The sequence below is a fragment of the Prosthecobacter gellanilyticus genome (genome assembly GCF_007992435.1).
GTDB lineage: Bacteria > Verrucomicrobiota > Verrucomicrobiia > Verrucomicrobiales > Verrucomicrobiaceae > Prosthecobacter > Prosthecobacter gellanilyticus.
In genome coordinates, this window is record NZ_BKAG01000039.1 from 36,148 (window position 1) to 52,736 (window position 16,589).

At 61.3% G+C, this 16,589-nt stretch carries 15 protein-coding genes; 12 read left to right on the forward strand and 3 right to left on the reverse strand.

Annotated features, from left to right (window positions below; all coding sequences use genetic code 11):
- The first annotated feature begins 113 nt into the window (after positions 1–113).
- Both BGE01nite_RS21110 and BGE01nite_RS21115 read left to right on the forward strand, forming a co-directional pair.
- Complete coding sequence (locus BGE01nite_RS21110) at positions 114–1,784, forward strand: sensor histidine kinase (RefSeq protein ID WP_146853394.1); 1,671 nt, start codon at positions 114–116, stop codon at positions 1,782–1,784.
- A gap of 36 nt (positions 1,785–1,820) precedes the next feature.
- Positions 1,821–2,504, forward strand: a complete 684-nt coding sequence (locus tag BGE01nite_RS21115) for a response regulator transcription factor (RefSeq protein ID WP_146853396.1) — start codon at positions 1,821–1,823, stop codon at positions 2,502–2,504.
- Positions 2,505–2,695: 191 nt separating this feature from the next.
- Here the strand turns inward: BGE01nite_RS21115 and BGE01nite_RS21120 are convergent, their stop codons facing one another.
- Positions 2,696–3,166 (reverse strand): pentapeptide repeat-containing protein, encoded by a 471-nt coding sequence (locus BGE01nite_RS21120; protein WP_146853398.1) that lies wholly within the window; start codon positions 3,164–3,166, stop codon positions 2,696–2,698.
- Positions 3,167–3,266: 100 nt separating this feature from the next.
- Positions 3,267–4,166 carry a lipoyl synthase gene (gene lipA / locus BGE01nite_RS21125; RefSeq protein WP_146853400.1) on the reverse strand — a complete coding sequence of 300 codons (900 nt, stop codon included), beginning with the start codon at positions 4,164–4,166 and terminating at the stop codon, positions 3,267–3,269.
- A 158-nt stretch (positions 4,167–4,324) separates the two neighbouring features.
- On the opposite strand from lipA, the gene BGE01nite_RS21130 reads away from it, so the two are divergent.
- The 3 genes from BGE01nite_RS21130 to BGE01nite_RS21140 all read left to right on the forward strand — a co-directional run bounded on the left by BGE01nite_RS21130 (position 4,325) and on the right by BGE01nite_RS21140 (position 7,396).
- Complete coding sequence (locus BGE01nite_RS21130) at positions 4,325–5,155, forward strand: NAD(P)-dependent oxidoreductase (protein ID WP_146853402.1); 831 nt, start codon at positions 4,325–4,327, stop codon at positions 5,153–5,155.
- Entirely contained in the window at positions 5,152–6,384 is a 1,233-nt protein-coding gene (locus BGE01nite_RS21135; protein ID WP_146853404.1) for an MFS transporter, read from the forward strand. Before BGE01nite_RS21130 ends, BGE01nite_RS21135 begins: the two co-directional genes overlap by 4 nt.
- Positions 6,385–6,820: 436 nt before the next feature.
- On the forward strand, positions 6,821–7,396 hold the full coding sequence (locus tag BGE01nite_RS21140; RefSeq protein WP_146853406.1) for an acyl carrier protein phosphodiesterase: 576 nt from the start codon (positions 6,821–6,823) through the stop codon (positions 7,394–7,396).
- A 3-nt stretch (positions 7,397–7,399) separates the two neighbouring features.
- Here BGE01nite_RS21140 and BGE01nite_RS21145 read toward each other — a convergent pair whose 3' ends face one another.
- Positions 7,400–8,620 carry a tetratricopeptide repeat protein gene (locus BGE01nite_RS21145; RefSeq protein ID WP_146853407.1) on the reverse strand — a complete coding sequence of 407 codons (1,221 nt, stop codon included), beginning with the start codon at positions 8,618–8,620 and terminating at the stop codon, positions 7,400–7,402.
- A gap of 123 nt (positions 8,621–8,743) precedes the next feature.
- Here BGE01nite_RS21145 and BGE01nite_RS21150 point away from each other — a divergent pair, with 123 nt between their 5' ends.
- From BGE01nite_RS21150 to BGE01nite_RS21180, 7 genes are all read left to right on the forward strand, one after another.
- Entirely contained in the window at positions 8,744–9,943 is a 1,200-nt protein-coding gene (locus BGE01nite_RS21150) for an SHD1 domain-containing protein (protein WP_146853409.1), read from the forward strand.
- Between the two features lie 62 nt (positions 9,944–10,005).
- Positions 10,006–10,425, forward strand: coding sequence for a secondary thiamine-phosphate synthase enzyme YjbQ (locus BGE01nite_RS21155; protein WP_146853411.1), 420 nt, complete (start codon positions 10,006–10,008; stop codon positions 10,423–10,425).
- A gap of 125 nt (positions 10,426–10,550) precedes the next feature.
- Complete coding sequence (locus tag BGE01nite_RS21160; RefSeq protein WP_146853413.1) at positions 10,551–11,105, forward strand: class I SAM-dependent methyltransferase; 555 nt, start codon at positions 10,551–10,553, stop codon at positions 11,103–11,105.
- A complete protein-coding gene (locus BGE01nite_RS21165; protein ID WP_146853415.1) occupies positions 11,102–13,351 on the forward strand; it encodes a glycosyltransferase in 2,250 nt (749 codons plus the stop codon). Before BGE01nite_RS21160 ends, BGE01nite_RS21165 begins: the two co-directional genes overlap by 4 nt.
- A gap of 17 nt (positions 13,352–13,368) precedes the next feature.
- On the forward strand, positions 13,369–13,671 hold the full coding sequence (locus BGE01nite_RS21170; RefSeq protein WP_146853417.1) for a ribonuclease III domain-containing protein: 303 nt from the start codon (positions 13,369–13,371) through the stop codon (positions 13,669–13,671).
- Positions 13,672–13,826: 155 nt separating this feature from the next.
- The gene (locus BGE01nite_RS21175; RefSeq protein ID WP_146853419.1) at positions 13,827–15,332 is read left to right on the forward strand and encodes a class I adenylate-forming enzyme family protein; all 1,506 of its coding nucleotides are present in this window, start codon (positions 13,827–13,829) and stop codon (positions 15,330–15,332) included.
- Positions 15,329–16,561 (forward strand): type III PLP-dependent enzyme domain-containing protein, encoded by a 1,233-nt coding sequence (locus tag BGE01nite_RS21180; protein ID WP_146853421.1) that lies wholly within the window; start codon positions 15,329–15,331, stop codon positions 16,559–16,561. Before BGE01nite_RS21175 ends, BGE01nite_RS21180 begins: the two co-directional genes overlap by 4 nt.
- Positions 16,562–16,589 lie beyond the last annotated feature (28 nt).

Genomic DNA, 16,589 nt, shown 5'->3' on the forward strand with positions numbered 1-16,589 from the left:
GAAGCTGAGCGGTCAGAATGGACCGACCTTCCCATATTATCCATGAAATATAGATTTTATGAAAATTTTAGTGCTAGCATTCAGGGAAAGCTTACCTTTTGTCCTTCTTCAGGATGTCTCTTCAGCCCCGCCGTTCTTCTGTCACCCTCTTTTTGCTAGTCATCACGCCTGTGGCGTTGCTGGTCTGGCTGGGGACGTATTTGATCCGGGATGCCGCACGCAGCACGGATAGTGCTCGCGAGGCCATCCTGGAGGAACGCCTGATCGTGGCGGACCATCAGCTTCTCCATGACCTGCGTCATTTCACCGATGAGCTTGACCGTTTCGGCGTGGCGGAAGGAACTGCACTGACCGAGGCGGCCCGGCAAGTTGGCGAGCATGCCTGGGTGGCGGAAGTGTGGATCAGCGCACCTGACGCAGTCCCCACCACGGTCGTGGACAAGAAGACCCTCACGCCAACGGCGGAAGCCCAGGCAGCTCCAGTTTCAGCCGCCTTGCGTGACCAGCTCAGGATCAACGACATCGCCGGCCCGGTCATCTCCACCAATCCCCAGCCCTTTGTCCATATCAACACACCGCCCGACCAAAGCTCCACCCGTATCAGCAAAGGTGTGTGGCAGACCGCCATCAAATCCCTGAACTATCACCTCGACAGCGGCCTGCCGATCGAGGCGAGTTTTGCCAGCGGCTGGCATGTCAGTGATGGCGACTTCATTTACTGGCGTCTCGTGGGGGACGAGATCCTCTGCGCACGTGTGGACGGTCGCAAGCTCGGCCCCTCCCTCTTCGCGCGGCTCCCCCTCCCTGGCATGGAAAACTACGCCGGCAGGCTCACCCTGACCACCACCACAGGCATCCCTCTGCATGGCTGGGGGCTTTCCCTGGCGGGTCCGGAACTGGCCGCGTCCCGGCGCCTCTGCTCGGCCCCGCTGAACCAGTGGCAGCTCTCCTACACGCCCACGCTCCATGAGTTCCCCAAGCCCTACCTCTTCCCCATCATGCTCGGTGTCGGCTCGGGCTGCCTGCTGGTCTGGGCTCTGGCCTGGACCTTCTTCCGCGAAAATGCCCGCGAGATCCGCGTGGCCCAGCAGCGCGTGAGCTTTGTAAATCAGATCTCCCATGAGCTGAAGACCCCGCTCACAAACATCCGCCTCTACACCGAGATGGCTTCCCACCGCATCGAGCAGGCCGGGGACACCATTGGCAAGCGTCACCTTGGTGTGGTGGAGACGGAGGTCGCCCGGCTTGACCGCCTCATCCAAAACGTCCTCATCTATGCCCGCCAGCAGCGGGACAAGCTCAACGTCCAGCCGCGACCTATCTCGCTGGATCATGTGGTCGAGCGCGCGGTGAACCACTGGCGCCTCCTGCTGGAGCGCAAAGGCTTCGAGCTCGATACCCGTCTCGTCGGCCCCAATGAGATGACCGCAGATCCGGACGCCATCGAGCAAATCCTGGGGAACCTTATCTCCAACGTCGACAAATACGCCGCCTACGGGAAATACATCGCCGTCCGCACCGAGCAGGATGTGGAGAAAAGTGTGGCCCGTGTCATCGTGGAGGATCGGGGTCCCGGCATCCCTCTCAGCAAACGCAACATGGTGTTTGAGCCCTTTGAGCGCCTGCGCTCTGACCTCAATGAGGGCGTCAGCGGCACCGGCATCGGCCTGACCATCTCCCGCGAACTTGCCGAACTTCATGGAGGCAGCCTGGACGTCTGCCCCAATTACAAGGAAGGTTCGCGCTTCATCCTGACTTTGCCTCTTCAAGCAAAAAAATCCTGACAATTCTCTCTTCCGCCTTCAACCTCCCGCATCTCCATGAAAATCCTGATTGCCGAAGACGACGAACATACCCGCGAAGCCCTGCGTGAAGTGCTGAGCATGGAAGGCTATGAAGTAGTCACTGCCAGCGATGGGCTCCAGGCCGTGGACTTCTTCCGTGCCACCCGACCTGACTTCGTCTGCCTGGATGTCATGATGCCCGGCCAGAACGGCTATGAGGCCTGCAAGCAGATCCGCCGCATCGATGACGAGGTGCCCATCCTCTTCCTCACCGCCAAGGCCGAGGAGATCGATGCCGTGCTCGGCCTCGAGCTCGGTGCCGATGACTACATGACCAAGCCTTTCGGCGTGAAGGAGATCATCGCCCGCATCCGCGCCATCACCCGCCGCACCGCCGCCCGCAGTGCCAAGAAAGAGGGTGAGGACCAGTTCATGATGGACGACCTCCGCGTCGTCCCCTCTGAGCTGCGTGCCTACCGCGGCACAGCTGACATCCAGCTCAGCCCGCGTGATCTGAAAGTGCTCCGCCTGCTGCATGAAAAGCGTGGCAAGGTGGTGGACCGCAACCAGCTCGCGGACGAAGTCTGGGGCATCGACTACTTCCCCGAAAGCCGCGCGCTGGACCAGCACATCTCCCAGCTCCGCAAGCGCGTGGAAAAAGATCCCGCCAGCCCCCGCATCATCCGCACCGTGCACGGCGCGGGTTATCGTTTTGAGTGACTGCCTTCAACGGCATTCACCTAACTAACGATGCAAAAATTCGACTGATTGCGAGCCGGAGGCTCGCTGGCATATAGCCGGTGGTGAAGCGAAACCGCGAAGCGGTGCAGCGGGAACCACCGGACTCCGCGAACCAATAATGTGTTCATCACCGCGTCCCGGAGGGACGCTGGAAGCGATGCAATCTCAACTCACCCCTGAAGCCCGCGCGTGTCCGCCAGCTTCGCTCCCGTGATGATCAATCCCGTCTGGATCGTCCCCGTGAGATTCGCCGCGATCAAATCCGCATCCGTGAAATCAGCGTTGGTTAGGTTGGAGCCTTGCAGATTCGCACCGGAGAGATCCGCGCCACGCACATTCGCACCGGTCAGGATCGCGTTGCGCATGGACACACCGGCAAAATCAGCGCCGCTGAGATTCGCTCCGCTGAAGTTCACACTGTCCAGATTCGCACCGCTGAAATCCGCGCCTGTCAGATTGCTGCCAGCCAGGTTCGCCTTGTTCATGGTCGTGCCCACGAAGTGTGCCTTGGCCAGATTAAGGTCATTCAAAATCGATCCCGCGAGGTTCATCCCCGTCTCATCGATCTTGCGCCCTTTCTTGCCGTCGCTTTCAAGCCACTGCGTATGCGCCAGGAGTTCTTCGTTCGTGATGTTTGCCATGTAAATACAGCCCCATCATGACCGACAGCCCGCCACCTGCAAATAACAATCTGCGCTACAGGCTGACAAATCCCGCCTGAACAGCACTATTTATGGCAGGTTACAGATCCAGCTCCGGCTTGAAATCCGCCGCGTGGTAGGAACTGCGCACCAGTGGCGCGCTGGCCACATGGCGGAATCCCTTGTTCCGGGCGATCTGCTTGTAGTTCTCAAACGTGTCCGGGTGGATGTAGTCGATCACCGGCAGGTGCTGCGCGGAGGGGCGCAGATACTGGCCCAGGGTCAGCACCGTCACATCATGCTCCAGCAGATCATCCATCGCCTGGAAGAGCTCCACTTCCGTCTCACCGAGACCGAGCATCAGCCCGCTCTTCGTCGCGCACTTGTAGCCCATCTCGTTCGCCAGCGCCTTCGCACGCTTCAGCACGTTCAGACTGCGGTGATACTTCGCACGGCTGCGCACCAGCGGCGTCAGGCGCTCCACCGTTTCCAGGTTGTGATTAAAAATATGCGGCCGCGCCTTCATCACCACCTCGATCGCGTCGTCCTTCTCATTGAAGTCCGGCACCAGGATCTCGATCGTGATGCCAGGCACCGCCTCGCGCACTGCCTCGATCGTGCGGGCAAAGTGCTCCGCGCCACCGTCCTTCACATCATCACGCGCCACCGCCGTGATCACCACATGGTTCAGCTTCAGACGCTTCGTCGCCGCAGCCACACGCTCCGGCTCATCCGCCTCCAGCGCGAAGGGCTTCGCCGTCTTCACCGCGCAGAAACCACAGGCACGCGTGCAGCGGTCACCCGCAATCATGAAAGTCGCCGTCCCCTGGCTCCAGCACTCCCAGCGGTTCGGGCACTGGGCCTCTTCGCACACTGTGTGCAGTTTCAGGTCAGAAATCAGCGCCTTCGTGCTCCAGAACACCGGATCACGCGGCAGCTTCACACGGATCCAGTCCGGTTTCTTGTCCAGATGCAGAGCGGGGTCGATTTTGATGGCCATGACGCGGGGAAGAACAAGCAATGCCCCGGATGGACCGGAAAACAACCGGTGAGTCGATGAAAATGGTCTCACCACTTCCCAGCCGAGCTGTTTTGGTAGAAAAATGAAGGGTAGAAAGATTTCAATTTTTCTACCCTTAATCTTTCTACCACCTGCTCATGCCCACCTCCGCCAACCTTTCCCCCGAACGTTGCGGCGTCATCGGCATGGGGCTCATGGGGTCGGCGGTCCAGCAGATGACCGGCGCAACCTGGGGCTGGGACTTGGATGCGACCCGCTGCGTGGGGGCAAAGACAGCCCAGGAGGTCTTTGATGCCTGTGAGGTGGTCTTTCTCTGTCTGCCGAACTCCGACATCGCCGCCAGCACGCTTCGGGCGGCGGCTTTGCGGCCGGGGCAGATCGTCATCGATACGAGCACCGGCGTGCCGGAGGAGATGGCGGGGCTGGGGAGGGAACTGCACGCGCAAGGGGTGCACTATCTGGATGCGACGGTTTCGGGGAGCAGTGCGCAGCTTTTGAAGAAGGAGGTGCTGGTGATGGTGGGCGGTGAGGCGGAGGTCTATGAGAGGTGCCGGGAGTTGCTCGGCAGCTTTGCCCGGGAGACCATGCATGTCGGGACTTGGGGGAGCGGGGCGCGGATGAAGCTGGTGACGAATCTGGTGCTGGGGCTGAACCGCGCGGCACTGGCGGAGGGGCTGGCTTTTGCGCAGCAACTGGACCTCGACCTCACGCTGACGCTGGATGTGATGCGCCGCAGCATGGCCTACTCGCGCATCATGGACACGAAGGGGGAGAAGATGATCCACCAGGACTTTGAACCGCAGGCGAAGCTCTCCCAACACCTGAAGGATGTGCGGCTGATGCTGCAGGCCAGCTCGATTCCCCTGCCCTTGAGCGAGACGCATCGCCAGTTGCTCGAGAAAGCCGTCGCGCTCGGTTTTGGCGAGGCCGACAACAGCGCCGTGATCCAAGCTATTTTAAAACCATGACTGCCGCGCAACGCTACTTGGTGCTCATCACCGCCTTCCTCGCGCTGGTGTTTGATGGCGTGGAACTCGGGCTCATGCCAGTGGCCTCGCTTTCGGTGTCGAAAAGTTTGTTGGGCACGGCTTTCACCGCGGAGCTGGGTGGCGAGTGGTTCGCACGCTTCACGGCCGCGCTTATGCTCGGCGCGGCCATCGGCGGTATCGCACTGGGGAATTTGGGAGATCGCATCGGCCGCAAGCGGGCGATGGGGATCTGCATCTTGTTCTACTCCCTCTTTGCGGCCATGGGGGCCTATGCTCAAACGCAGGAGCAGATGCTTATTCTACGCTTTTTGGTAGGCCTGGGAGTCGGTGGCTTGTGGCCGAATGGCATCGCGATGGTTTCGGAGTGCTGGTCAGGAGCTTCGCGACCTCTGGTGTCAGGTGCCATGATGGCGGGGCTGAATGCAGGCATCCTGCTGCTCTCGCAGCTCGCCCGGCTGTGGCCCATCACGCCGGATTCCTGGCGCTGGGTGTTTCAATTTGCGGGCGCCCCTGCCCTGCTCGGCATCTTTGTGCTACTGGTGCTGCCGGAATCACCGAAATGGCTGGCCTCACGCGGCCTCGCCAAAGGTCCGGTCACACCTCTGCGCGAGCTCTTCCAGCCCCAGCTCATCCGCTTCACGCTGGTGGGCATTCTGCTCAGCTCCATCCCCATGATCGGGGCCTGGTCCGCGAGCAAATGGATGATCCCATGGTCGGACAAAATCGCAGGCGCGACGAATGTCGGCTACAAAGCCGCGACCCAAGGCTGGTGGGCGCTCGGAGCCACGCTGGGCAGTTTTGCCGGAGCCCAGCTCGCGAGCTGGCTGGGGCGTCGCTTCAGCTACGCGCTGATCAGTGTCTGCACGCTGGCTATCACCGTTTTCATGTTTCAAAAGAGCGCGCCGCTCACCTCCGGCTTTCACGCCATCGTGTTCACGCAGGGCTTCGTGGCCACACTCTTCTTCGGCTGGCTGGCGCTGTATCTGCCGGAGCTTTTTCCCACGCGAGTTCGCGCCACCGGCAGCGGTCTGGCGTATAACTCCGGCCGCTTCGCCACCGCCTTCGGCGTGCTGGCAGCCGGCTTTCTTTTCAGCGCTCTCGGCGCGGACTATCCGCGCGTCGGCACGCTCTGCGCGCTCATCTATGGCCTGGGCTTCATCGTCATCTGGTGGGCCCCGGACACGAAGACCGGCGAGCTCGAGAGTTGAAACACCTAGCCCCCAATGCCGGTTAGCGATCATGAGGACTGCCAGTCATGGTTTTAGGAATCGCGAGCCGGAGGCTTGCAAGAAGATAGCCGGTGGTGAAGCGAAACCGCGAAGCGGTGCAGCGGGAACCACCGGATTCAACCACGACATCCCCCCGACCAGTCACGCGCCCCGAAGGTGGCGCGAGAAGCCGGCGATCATTAGCCATGGGTGAAATCGCCAACTTCTCGCGCACCTGCCGGAGCGCATGGAGATTGCGTGAATATCGACGGTCATATCCGGTGGTTCTCGCTCGTTCCTCGCTTCACCACCGGCTAATCTCTCTCGAGCCTCCGGCTCGCCAAAACCGTGCTTGGCGAGCGTCATGCATTTCGAAATCACATCTTTTTCGAGCACTCGTCCAACCTTTCGTTGTCAGTGCTCGTTCCCCTTCACCATGAACTGGCTGGCCCATGTGTATTTGTCAGAGCAGAGCCCCGCGTTTCGCGTGGGGAATCTGCTGCCTGACTTCATGTCCATGCCAGCCCTCGCTGCCTTGCCTCAGCAGTTTCAACCCGGCATCCAGCAGCATCGCCGGATCGATGCCTTCACAGATTCTCATCCCATCGTCAAACAGAGCATCCAGCGCTTCGAGGCGCCCTTCCGCAGGTTTGGCGGCATCCTCTGTGATGTGTTTTATGATCACTTCCTGGCGAATGACTGGAGCCAATACTCGGACGAACCTTTGCCCGAGTTCACCCACGGTTTTTATGATTCGATCGAATCCCTGCGTCCCCATCTTCCGGCGGACATTCACTTCGATCTCAGGCGCATGCGCCACGGTGACCTGCTCGGCTCATATCGCCATCTCTCCGGCATCACCCAAGCCCTGCAGCGCCTGAGCCGCCGTTTTCGCCGCCCCGTGGATCTCGCGCCTTCAGTTCATGTATTAGAGCGACACTACGACTCCTTCCGCGCAGACTTCCGCGCCTTCTTTCCAGAGTTGCAGGCGCATGTTGGCCTAACCAGTTAGATGTCATGATTCGGACTGCCCTGGCATGCTGGGCAGGGGTGGAGGCTGCGACATCTTCGGCAAGGGTGGCGGTGAGGAGGCTTTGCGAGTTTGCGCTTTCACTTCGGAGCGACGCGAGGCGATCTTGGCGGCCAGCATGATGAAGTTCAGCGCAAAGAAACCGGCGATGAACAGAAAGCCATGCAGTGGTGACACACCCACTGCATAAAACATGCCCCACCACAGCGCCAGATTCAGCGTGATGCAGACTGAGAGCCGAACCCAGAAAGGCTGCTGATGAAACCGCAGCCACCAGCCACCCAGCTTGTCCGCCATGCCGTGGGCACGCTGGATGTCTGCCATCACCAGCCACTCCACACACCAGCACGCCGGTGCAAAGACCACGAAGGCCAGCGCCAGCCACACGAAGAAGCAGAGCACGAACTTGATGCCGATGATGAAATAGAAGATCAGCGAGGGCTTGATCATCATTCCACGGAAAACATTGGCGACCAGTTCAATGCCGGACACCGGCAGACGCAGGGTGCGAAACCAAATATTTTGCTTCTGGATGGCGCGCCAAAGACCCTGCTGATGGTCCTTGTCCATCGGGTCGATCTGCAGCGCACGCCGGTAGTATTCCTCCGCACGCTCTGGCATCTCCAGCTCGTCGAGATACACGTCAGCGATGCTGGCGAGCAGCGAGTCGCTCTCCGGATCCAGGGCCAGCGCACGCTCATACTCCCAGATGTCCGCCAGGGCCGACCGGGCATCTGTCTTCTCAATGCTTCCCAGAGAGATGTGCAGACGCGCGATGTCCGGGTTGTCCGGATCCAGCTGGCGTGCCCGTGAGCTGTACTCCTGGGACTTTTTAACATGACCGAGCTGAGCCTCGGCACTCGCCGCGAGAAACCACAGTCGCCCGGCCTCTGGGTCGAGCTCTAGCGCCGTCTGCAAATACGGCAGCGCTTTTCTCGGACGTGTGCTGGCGATGTGCCAGCACGCAGCCAGCTCCAGCGTGGACAGATTCTCAGGGTCTCGATCCAGCAGGAAGGTCACATGAGGCTCCATCTCGCGCAGCCGATCCATTTTGAGCAAGGCCCAGGCGCGATACTCATGCGCATCGCTGTCCTCAGGATCGGCGGCAAGACAATCAAGCGCCACCTTGTCCAGCCGCTCCCACTGCCCCGCACTGTAGAGGTGCTGTAGCCATTCATGGGGAGGTCCGGGAGCTGATTCTGCCATTCACCACGAGCATAAGTCGTTTCATCACCACCATGCAAGACATGACCCGCGCCAGTTGACGCAGGTGATCACGATTAGTCTTGTCACCTCATCTCAGTCTTTCTTAAGGTAGCCTCGTCCCGCATGAAAAAGTCACTGCTGCCTCTCGTCCTTCTCTCTCTCTCCGCAGTCTCGGCCATGGCTCAAAACCAGCCCGTCCGCACCTGGACAAACCAGCAAGGCCGAACGGTGAAGGCAGCCTTTGTCGAAATGTCTGGAGCAAATGTGGTTATCCAGCTCGAGAACGGCGCCAAGACACCCATCGCCCTCGCCACGCTTTCGCCGTCGGATCAGGACTATGTGCGAACCCTGCCGAAAACTCCTGCAGGCGCGGCGGCCACGCCAGCGGCTTCGGGTCCTCTCGTCTGGCCGAAGGCACCGATCTCCGTGGATCCCAAGACCATCGAGGTCAAAGAGGGACAGCAGGATGAAAAAGCCCGCCGTTATCACTACACCACCGGCTCCTTTGAATACATCTGCACCGCACCTCTCGCAGGCACCGTGATGTCTGAAGTCGCCGCAGATTTCGTGCTGGTGGAGAAAGCCTTTCAAGCCCTCCCTTGGGGCTTCAAACCCACACCGGCCCAAGGTGAGTTCTTCCAGATCTACCTCACCGAGACCGATGAGGATTACATCGCCCTCGGTGGTGACGACCGCTCAGCCTCCACGACCTCGCGCGATGGCAAAAGCCTCATCCGTTTCCGCACGCTGGGCCTGAAGAAAGTCGGCGCGCGTTATCAATACGATGCCAAGCAGAAGGAACCGGGTCAGGTGACGAACATGGTGGTTCACGTGATGCTCGAGAGCTACGACCGCGTCTTTTACCCCTGGTCAGGACTGGCTCTGGAGCAGTTCACGCGCAATCTGGCCTATCAGGACAATGGCACGCTGAAATACACCGGCCTGGAGTCGGCTCTGAAAAAGGAGATCAAGGTCCGCGCCGGCGCGAATGCCGTGATCAATCTGCCACGCATGCTGAAATACATGCGCCAGACCTGGCTGGAGCCGACGGTGGGCGGTGTGCTTCAGAAGCAGCACGAAGACCGTCTGGATGGCCAGCTCCTGATGTATTTCTTCGCCTACCTGGAGGGCGATGGCAGCGGCGCGGCCTGGCACCGCTACTGCCGCGAGGTCTTCAGCGCCCCGAAGGTCGAGCGCAATGCGGATAACTACGCGAGAGGCGAGCAACTGCTCAAGCAACTCACCGGTGGTCGCGATGACAACCGCCTCACCGCCGAGATGACGGAGAAGTTCAAAGGCATCGGCATCAAGCTGGAGCCTTGATCCTGTCCGCGTGGACTTCGCATTGCTTGCCACCCTAACGAAGCGCTGGCATACCCAGAACCATGCCAGCACACGCCGACAGCTTTTCCATCACCACCCGGGGCAAGGGGACCTATGAGATCACAGACCGCTGCCAGCAGGCCGTGCGTGCCTCGGGCATTCAGACGGGCACGGCCACGATCTTTGTGCAGCACACGAGCTGCAGCCTCGTGATCTTTGAGAATGCGGATCCTTCGGCGCGGACCGACCTGCATGCCTTCTTTGACCACCTCGTGCCGGAGGACACCCCCTACTTCGTTCATACTTATGAAGGTCCGGATGACATGCCCAGCCATCTGCGCATGGCCCTCACCCGCACCAGCGAGGTCATCCCGGTCATGAACGGCCGTCTGGCCCTGGGGACCTGGCAGGGCATCTTCCTCTTCGAGCACCGCCGCGCGCCCCACACCCGCAGCATCGTCATCAGCGTGGTCGGGGAGTGACCAGCCGTGTCAGGCGGAGGATGGCAGCTACCCACTTTGAGGTGATTAGGGAAATGCTACCTTGCATTGCCTCCGCCCTTTGCCAAAAAGGACGAGCTTATCCTCTCCTCCCGCTATCTTCCCGCATGATGATCTTCTCCTGGCTCCAAAACGTGCATGCCGCTCGCGCGCGCAACACGGGCGCCGAGATCGGTACATGGCCGGAGCGGATGCAGACCGCGTGGCAGATGTTTCGCACGGAAATGCCGGAGAATGAACCCGCGCTGGAGGTGGCTGACTTCGGCTGCGGCCAGCAGGAACTACGCAATCTGCTGCCGCAGGGCTGGAGCTATGCGCCCTATGACTACCGCAGCCGCAGCGCCGACACCAGGATCTGTGATTTCTCTGAAACCGTGCCCGACTGCCGGCATGACGCGATCTTCATGCTCGGTGTGCTGGAGTATCTGCCCCATCCCGCACGCCTGCTGCGCCAGGCCTTGACCGAGGCTCGCTGGACCGTCTTCTCCTGTGTCTGCGGCTGGGCTCCGCTGCGCTCTTTCCGCGAGGGCTGGAACCGCCGCCTCTCCTGGTCGGAGGTGGAGGAGATCATCACTCAAACCGGCGCCAAGGTGCGTGCTTATCGCGACTGGGGAAAGGGCGGCGGCCTGTGGGTCTGTGAGAATGGAGGGGCAGCCGCATGAAGATCGCCCTGCTCACGCCCGCCATCGGCAGCCGCAATGTCGGCGATGCCATGATCGAGTCCGCCATCCGGCGTCTCGTGCCAGCGGCGGCGTATGAGCGCTTCACCATCCGTCGTGCTCTGACAGAGGAGGAGATGCGCGCGCTGAATGCCTATGATGCCGCCATCCTCTGCGGGTCTAACCTTTATCAAGACAAGCTCCAGTGCGCGCTCGACCAGCGCTTCCTGGATCAACTGCGCATCCCGCTGATCCCGCTCGGCATGGGCGCCAGCGCCACCACCGGCAGTGTGCCGCACATGAACGAGGCGGATGCCGCCATCGTGCGCGGCCTGCACTCCCGCTGCGCGCAGAGCTCCGTGCGTGATGAGATCACCCTGCGTTTCCTTCAGGGCCTCGGCATTCAAAATGTGCGCCTCACCGGCTGCCCCGTGCTCTTCCATGCGCTGAAGCGGCCGGAGATTCAGATCGGCGAAAGCGGACCCGTGACCGTCAGTCTGCGCCAGACCTTTTTGCATGGTGCGGAACCTCTGGAAAAGAAGCAGGAAGCGCTGCTGGAGGTCCTTTGCCAGAAGCACAGGCCCACCCTCATCGCTCAAGGTCCGGCGGACTTCGCGCAGGCACGCAGGCTGGTGTGGGAGCATGATCTCGATCACGTCTATGACGATCATGAGTCCGTGGAGGTCTATGAGTGGTTCGCGCAGAACCAGGCATGGACCGGCGGCTTCCGACTGCACTTCGGCATGCTGTCTCTCTCCTATGGCAGGCCTGCATGGTTCGTCGGGCATGACACCCGTGTGGAAGGCTTCTGCTCCTTGATGGACCTGCCCTACCTCGACATCCGTCAGGCCACGCGAAATGACGTGCATGAGTGGGGCCCGCAGCGCATGGGCGACTTCGCTGGATTCAGCGCACGCTGGTCCGAACTGGCCGCTGAGATGCGCGCCGTGCTGGAGGCCAATGGCCTGCCCTGCGCCATCGAGGCTCCTGCCGCGCCGATCAAGCCACGCGTGCTCTTCATGGTGCCGCGCCGTGAGTGGGCCTATGATTTCTCCGCGCAGTCCATGATCCGCCGTCTGGAGCCTGAGTATGACATCCGCGTGCGCTACTCCACAGATGATCCCGCGCTGCGTCCAGAGCCGTATGATCTCGCTCTTGTGTTTTATTGGGCCGAAACCGCGCATCGTCATCGCGGTTTTGATCCGAACCGCGTCGTCGAATACGTCTCCAGCCACCGCTGGCAGCATCCGGGGAAGCATGGTCCGCTGAGCGTGCATGACTTCATCTGGCGTCATCTGCACCAGGCCGGCACCGTGCTCACCACCTCCCTGCGTTTGCTGAACCTGCTGAAGGGTGAGCGCCCGCGTGTCTTCCACGCGCCGAACGGTTATGAGCCTAACCGGTTTTGCCGAACCCGCGAGCGCTCGGGCCCGCTGCGCATCGGCGCCGCCGGCTTCCAGGGTGACTCCGTCAAAGGTTACGGTGAGATCCTGCTGCCTGCCGCGCAGGGTCATCAGTTCGAACTCGCTGAGGGCACCATGAGCCATGAGGCGATGAACGAGTTCTACAATCGTTTCGACATCATCGCCGTGACCTCCGCGCATGAGGGCGAGCCGCTGACGCTCATCGAAGCCATGGCCGCAGGCTGCTTCCCCGTCTGCACCGATGTCGGCATCGTGCCCGAGCTGGTGAAGGACCGTGAGAACGGCCTCATCGTGAAGGAGCGCAGCATCGCCGCCTTCCGGGAAGCCTTTGACTGGTGTGAGGCGAACCTCGATCTCGTGCGCGCCGCAGGTCGTCGCAATGCCGAGCTGCTGCGCAGCACACGCACCTGGGAGCAGCTCATCCCGAGCTTCAGCGCGCGTCTGGAAGAAGCGCTCCACTGGGCATCACGTCCACGTTTCATCCTGGAGACACGTTTGGAGGAGGGTGATCCCGCCTTGCAGCGCCTGCACCGCCTGCTCGCCCGTTTCCGCCAGTCCGTGGCCTGCACACCCGTGGCGGATGAACCGCTGATCGAGCTCGCCGAGGATGTGCGCCGCCATGAGGAAGCCGGGCGCCCCTGGCAGATGCTGCCGGGTCATTGCTACAGGCTCTATCTCATGCATGAAAGCGGCCCGCATGACCTCGGCTGGGACCTTTTGGAGAAGTCACTCCGTGCAGCTCTGCTGCCTGCACCACCCGTGCGCCGGCCACTGCTCGCACGCCTGCGCCGCTTTGCCATCCGCCAGCTCACCCGTTGGTATTGACCACCTCCCCGCACACCATGGCCGACCTCCCTGATGCTCTCGACACCCTCCGCCAGAATGCCTGGGTGGGTGATGCCGTGCTCGAACTCTATGTTAGGTCCTGGGTGCTCGAGCATCACGGCAAGATGGACGCGGAGATGAAAACACGCTTCACCTGCAACCAGTTCCTGAACTGCGTGGGCAATCCCACCAAGGTGGAGGCAGACATCGGCGTGATCTATCAGCGGGACGGATTGGAAGCCGCCTTCGCCTGGATCCGCGAGCACCTGGAGCCTCTTTTCGTCAAGCAGGAAGCCAGGCGCGCCCCCCGCCGGCACTGAGTTTTTGCCGAACAAAGAAGGCGTCAAAGTTTTCCTGTGAGGCCACAGGTCTAAGATGATAGTCTAGCGGCTCATTTTGCGCTGTGGTGGTCGCCGCCACATCGTGCGGCTTGATTCAAAAATGGGCAGCGCGTTCATTGTCGGCTCCCGAAAAAATGCCCTCCTTTCACCTGTCAGATTTGCTCCCTCAGGCCGCCGCCCACCATCCGCAGCGGACGTTCCTGATGGAGGGCGACCGAAGTCATACCTTCGCGGAGGCAGCCACGCTGGTGGATCGTCTGGCCTCAGGCCTGCAAATCCTCAGCGTGAGACCGGGTGACCGCGTGCTGATTGTCTCAGAAAACCGTCTGGAACTGCCGTTCTTCATTCTGGCCGCAGCCCGGGTCGGAGCCGTGTTCTCCGTCCTGTCTTCCCAAATCACCGAATCCTCGTTTGAGCGCATCGTGCGGCAGTGTGAGCCGCGCTTGATCATCCTCGAGTCCCGGCGCGCTGAGCTCACGCATCTTTGCAGCACGGCGAAGGTGGTGGTGATCGAGCAGGACTTTGATTCCCTCAGCCAGAGTCGGCATCTCGACCTGCCGCAGCCTAAGGGTGATGATGCGCTGGCCCTGCTGGTCTTCACCTCAGGCTCCACCGGCATGCCACGCGGTGTCATGCTCAGTCATGCGAACATCGCCTTTGTCACGAAGGCCATCATGGCGCGCCTTCAGTATCGTGAAGACGACCGCATCGGCGTCTTCCTGCCGCTCTCATTCGACTACGGTCTCTATCAGATCTTCTACGCCCTGATGACCGGTGCCGCACTTTTGGTTGGGCGGCCCGAGATGTCCGGCCCCGAGCTGCCGCGCATCCTGGCCCGTCATGAGATCACTGTGCTGCCCGGCGTGCCCACGCTCTTTGCCGGGCTGATCAAGATGCAGTCCTGGCGCCCGGTGGAACTGCCCAAGCTCCGTCTCCTGAGCAACACCGGCGATCACCTGCCCCTCCCGCACATCCGCCAGCTTCAGAAGCTGCTGCCGGAGGCAAAAATCTTCCCCATGTATGGCCTCACAGAGTGCAAGCGTGTCTCCATCATGCTGCCGGAAGAGATCGATGCCCATGAGCATAGTGTGGGACGACCGCTGGATGGCACGGAAGTCTGGGCTGAGTCTGCGGAAGGTGCGCGACTGCCGCCCGGAGAAATCGGCGAGTTCATTGTCAGAGGTCCGCATGTCGGCCTCGGTTACTGGCGCGCTCCGGAAGAGACCGCGAAGCGCTATCGCCTGCTCCCTGGTGGCGAGCGACTGCTCATCACCGGTGACTATGGCTCCGTGGATGCGGATGGCTTTTTGCATTTCCAGGCGCGCAGTGATTTCATGATCAAGCATCGCGGTCATCGCATGAGTCCGGTGGAGATTGAGGAAGCTGCCTGCCGCTCACCAGAGATCGCGGCTGCCGGATGCATCAAGGATGAGCTTCACGACAAGCTCTGCCTTTTCCTCACCACCACGACCGCCGAGCGCCCGCAAGAAGCCACGATCCTGGCCGCACTGGCCGAGACTCTGGAACGCGCCAAAATCCCCGACCGCATCATCTACCTCAACGACCTGCCGCGCACCGCGAACCAAAAGGTTGACCGCAAAGCTCTGCGCGCCCTGCTGACCTCCGAAGCATCTGCATGAACTCAGCGCTGGCACAGACTCTGACCTCACGTCATGGCACACCCCTGTATGCCTATGATCTCGCCGCAGTGAGCGCTCAATGCAGCGACCTCTTTGGAGCTCTGCCAGAGGGATCGTCCATCTGCTACTCCTTCAAGGCCAATCCCCTGCCCGCCATCGCACGGCGTGTGCGCGAATGCGGCGGCCGTGCGGAGATCACCTCGGAAGGCGAGCTCATCGCCGCGCTCAACGCGGGCTTCAGCGGTGAGCAAATCCTCTTCGGAGGCCCCGGCAAGACCGCCAAGGAACTGGATGCCGCCATCAACGCAGGCGTGCGCATGTTTTCCAGCGAATCACTTCGTGATCTCGGCCTTCTTTCCGAAGCCTGCGCCCGTCATGACATCGAGGTGGACGTGCTGCTGCGTGTGAATCCGGAGGAGGCGCCTGACGCACGTCTGGCCATGACCGGCGTGGAAAGCCAGTTTGGCTTTGCCGAACCCATATTGCTCAACCCATCCGTGCGCAGCCAGGTCATGCTGCCCAGGCTGCGCATCATCGGAGTTCACATCTACTTTGGCACTCAGGTGGCAGGTGTGGAGGCACTGGTGACGAACACGCGCCGCGCCCTGGAATGTGCCGGGCGCGTGGAAACCGCGCTGGATTTCCAATGCCGCATCATCAATGCGGGTGGCGGCTTTCCCTGGACCTATGCGAATGATCACACCCCACCGTCTCTCGAGGGGCTGCGTGCCCCGCTCACGGAGGCCTGGAATGCATCTGCCTTCAAGGCACGCGGCGCGGAGTTATGGTTTGAGTCTGGTCGCTGGCTCTGCGCCAGCAGTGGCTGGCTCATCGCACGCGTGCTGGATTTGAAACCCTTCCCCACACGCACCTTCGTGGTTCTCGACACGGGCATCCACCACCTCGGCGGCATGGCTGGACTGGGACGTGTGCAACGCGGAGCCGTGAGCCTTTTCAACCTCAGTCGTGACACCACTCAGGAGCCGCCGATGATCGCCGATCTTGTGGGACCTCTATGCACGCCTCTGGACAGCCTCGCGCGCGGCTTGAAGATACCACCCGTGCAGGTCGGCGATCTGGTGGGCATTCCGAATGTCGGCGCCTATGGCATCACCGCCAGCCTGCTGGGCTTTCTCAGCCATCCACCGCCAGTGGAGGTGGCGCATGAAGCCGGGCAGGAAGTCGAGGTCTGGCAGCTTCGTCATGGTCACGCGCGACTTTCCGCCTAACATATTTCCCCTCCTCGTATCCTCGGCC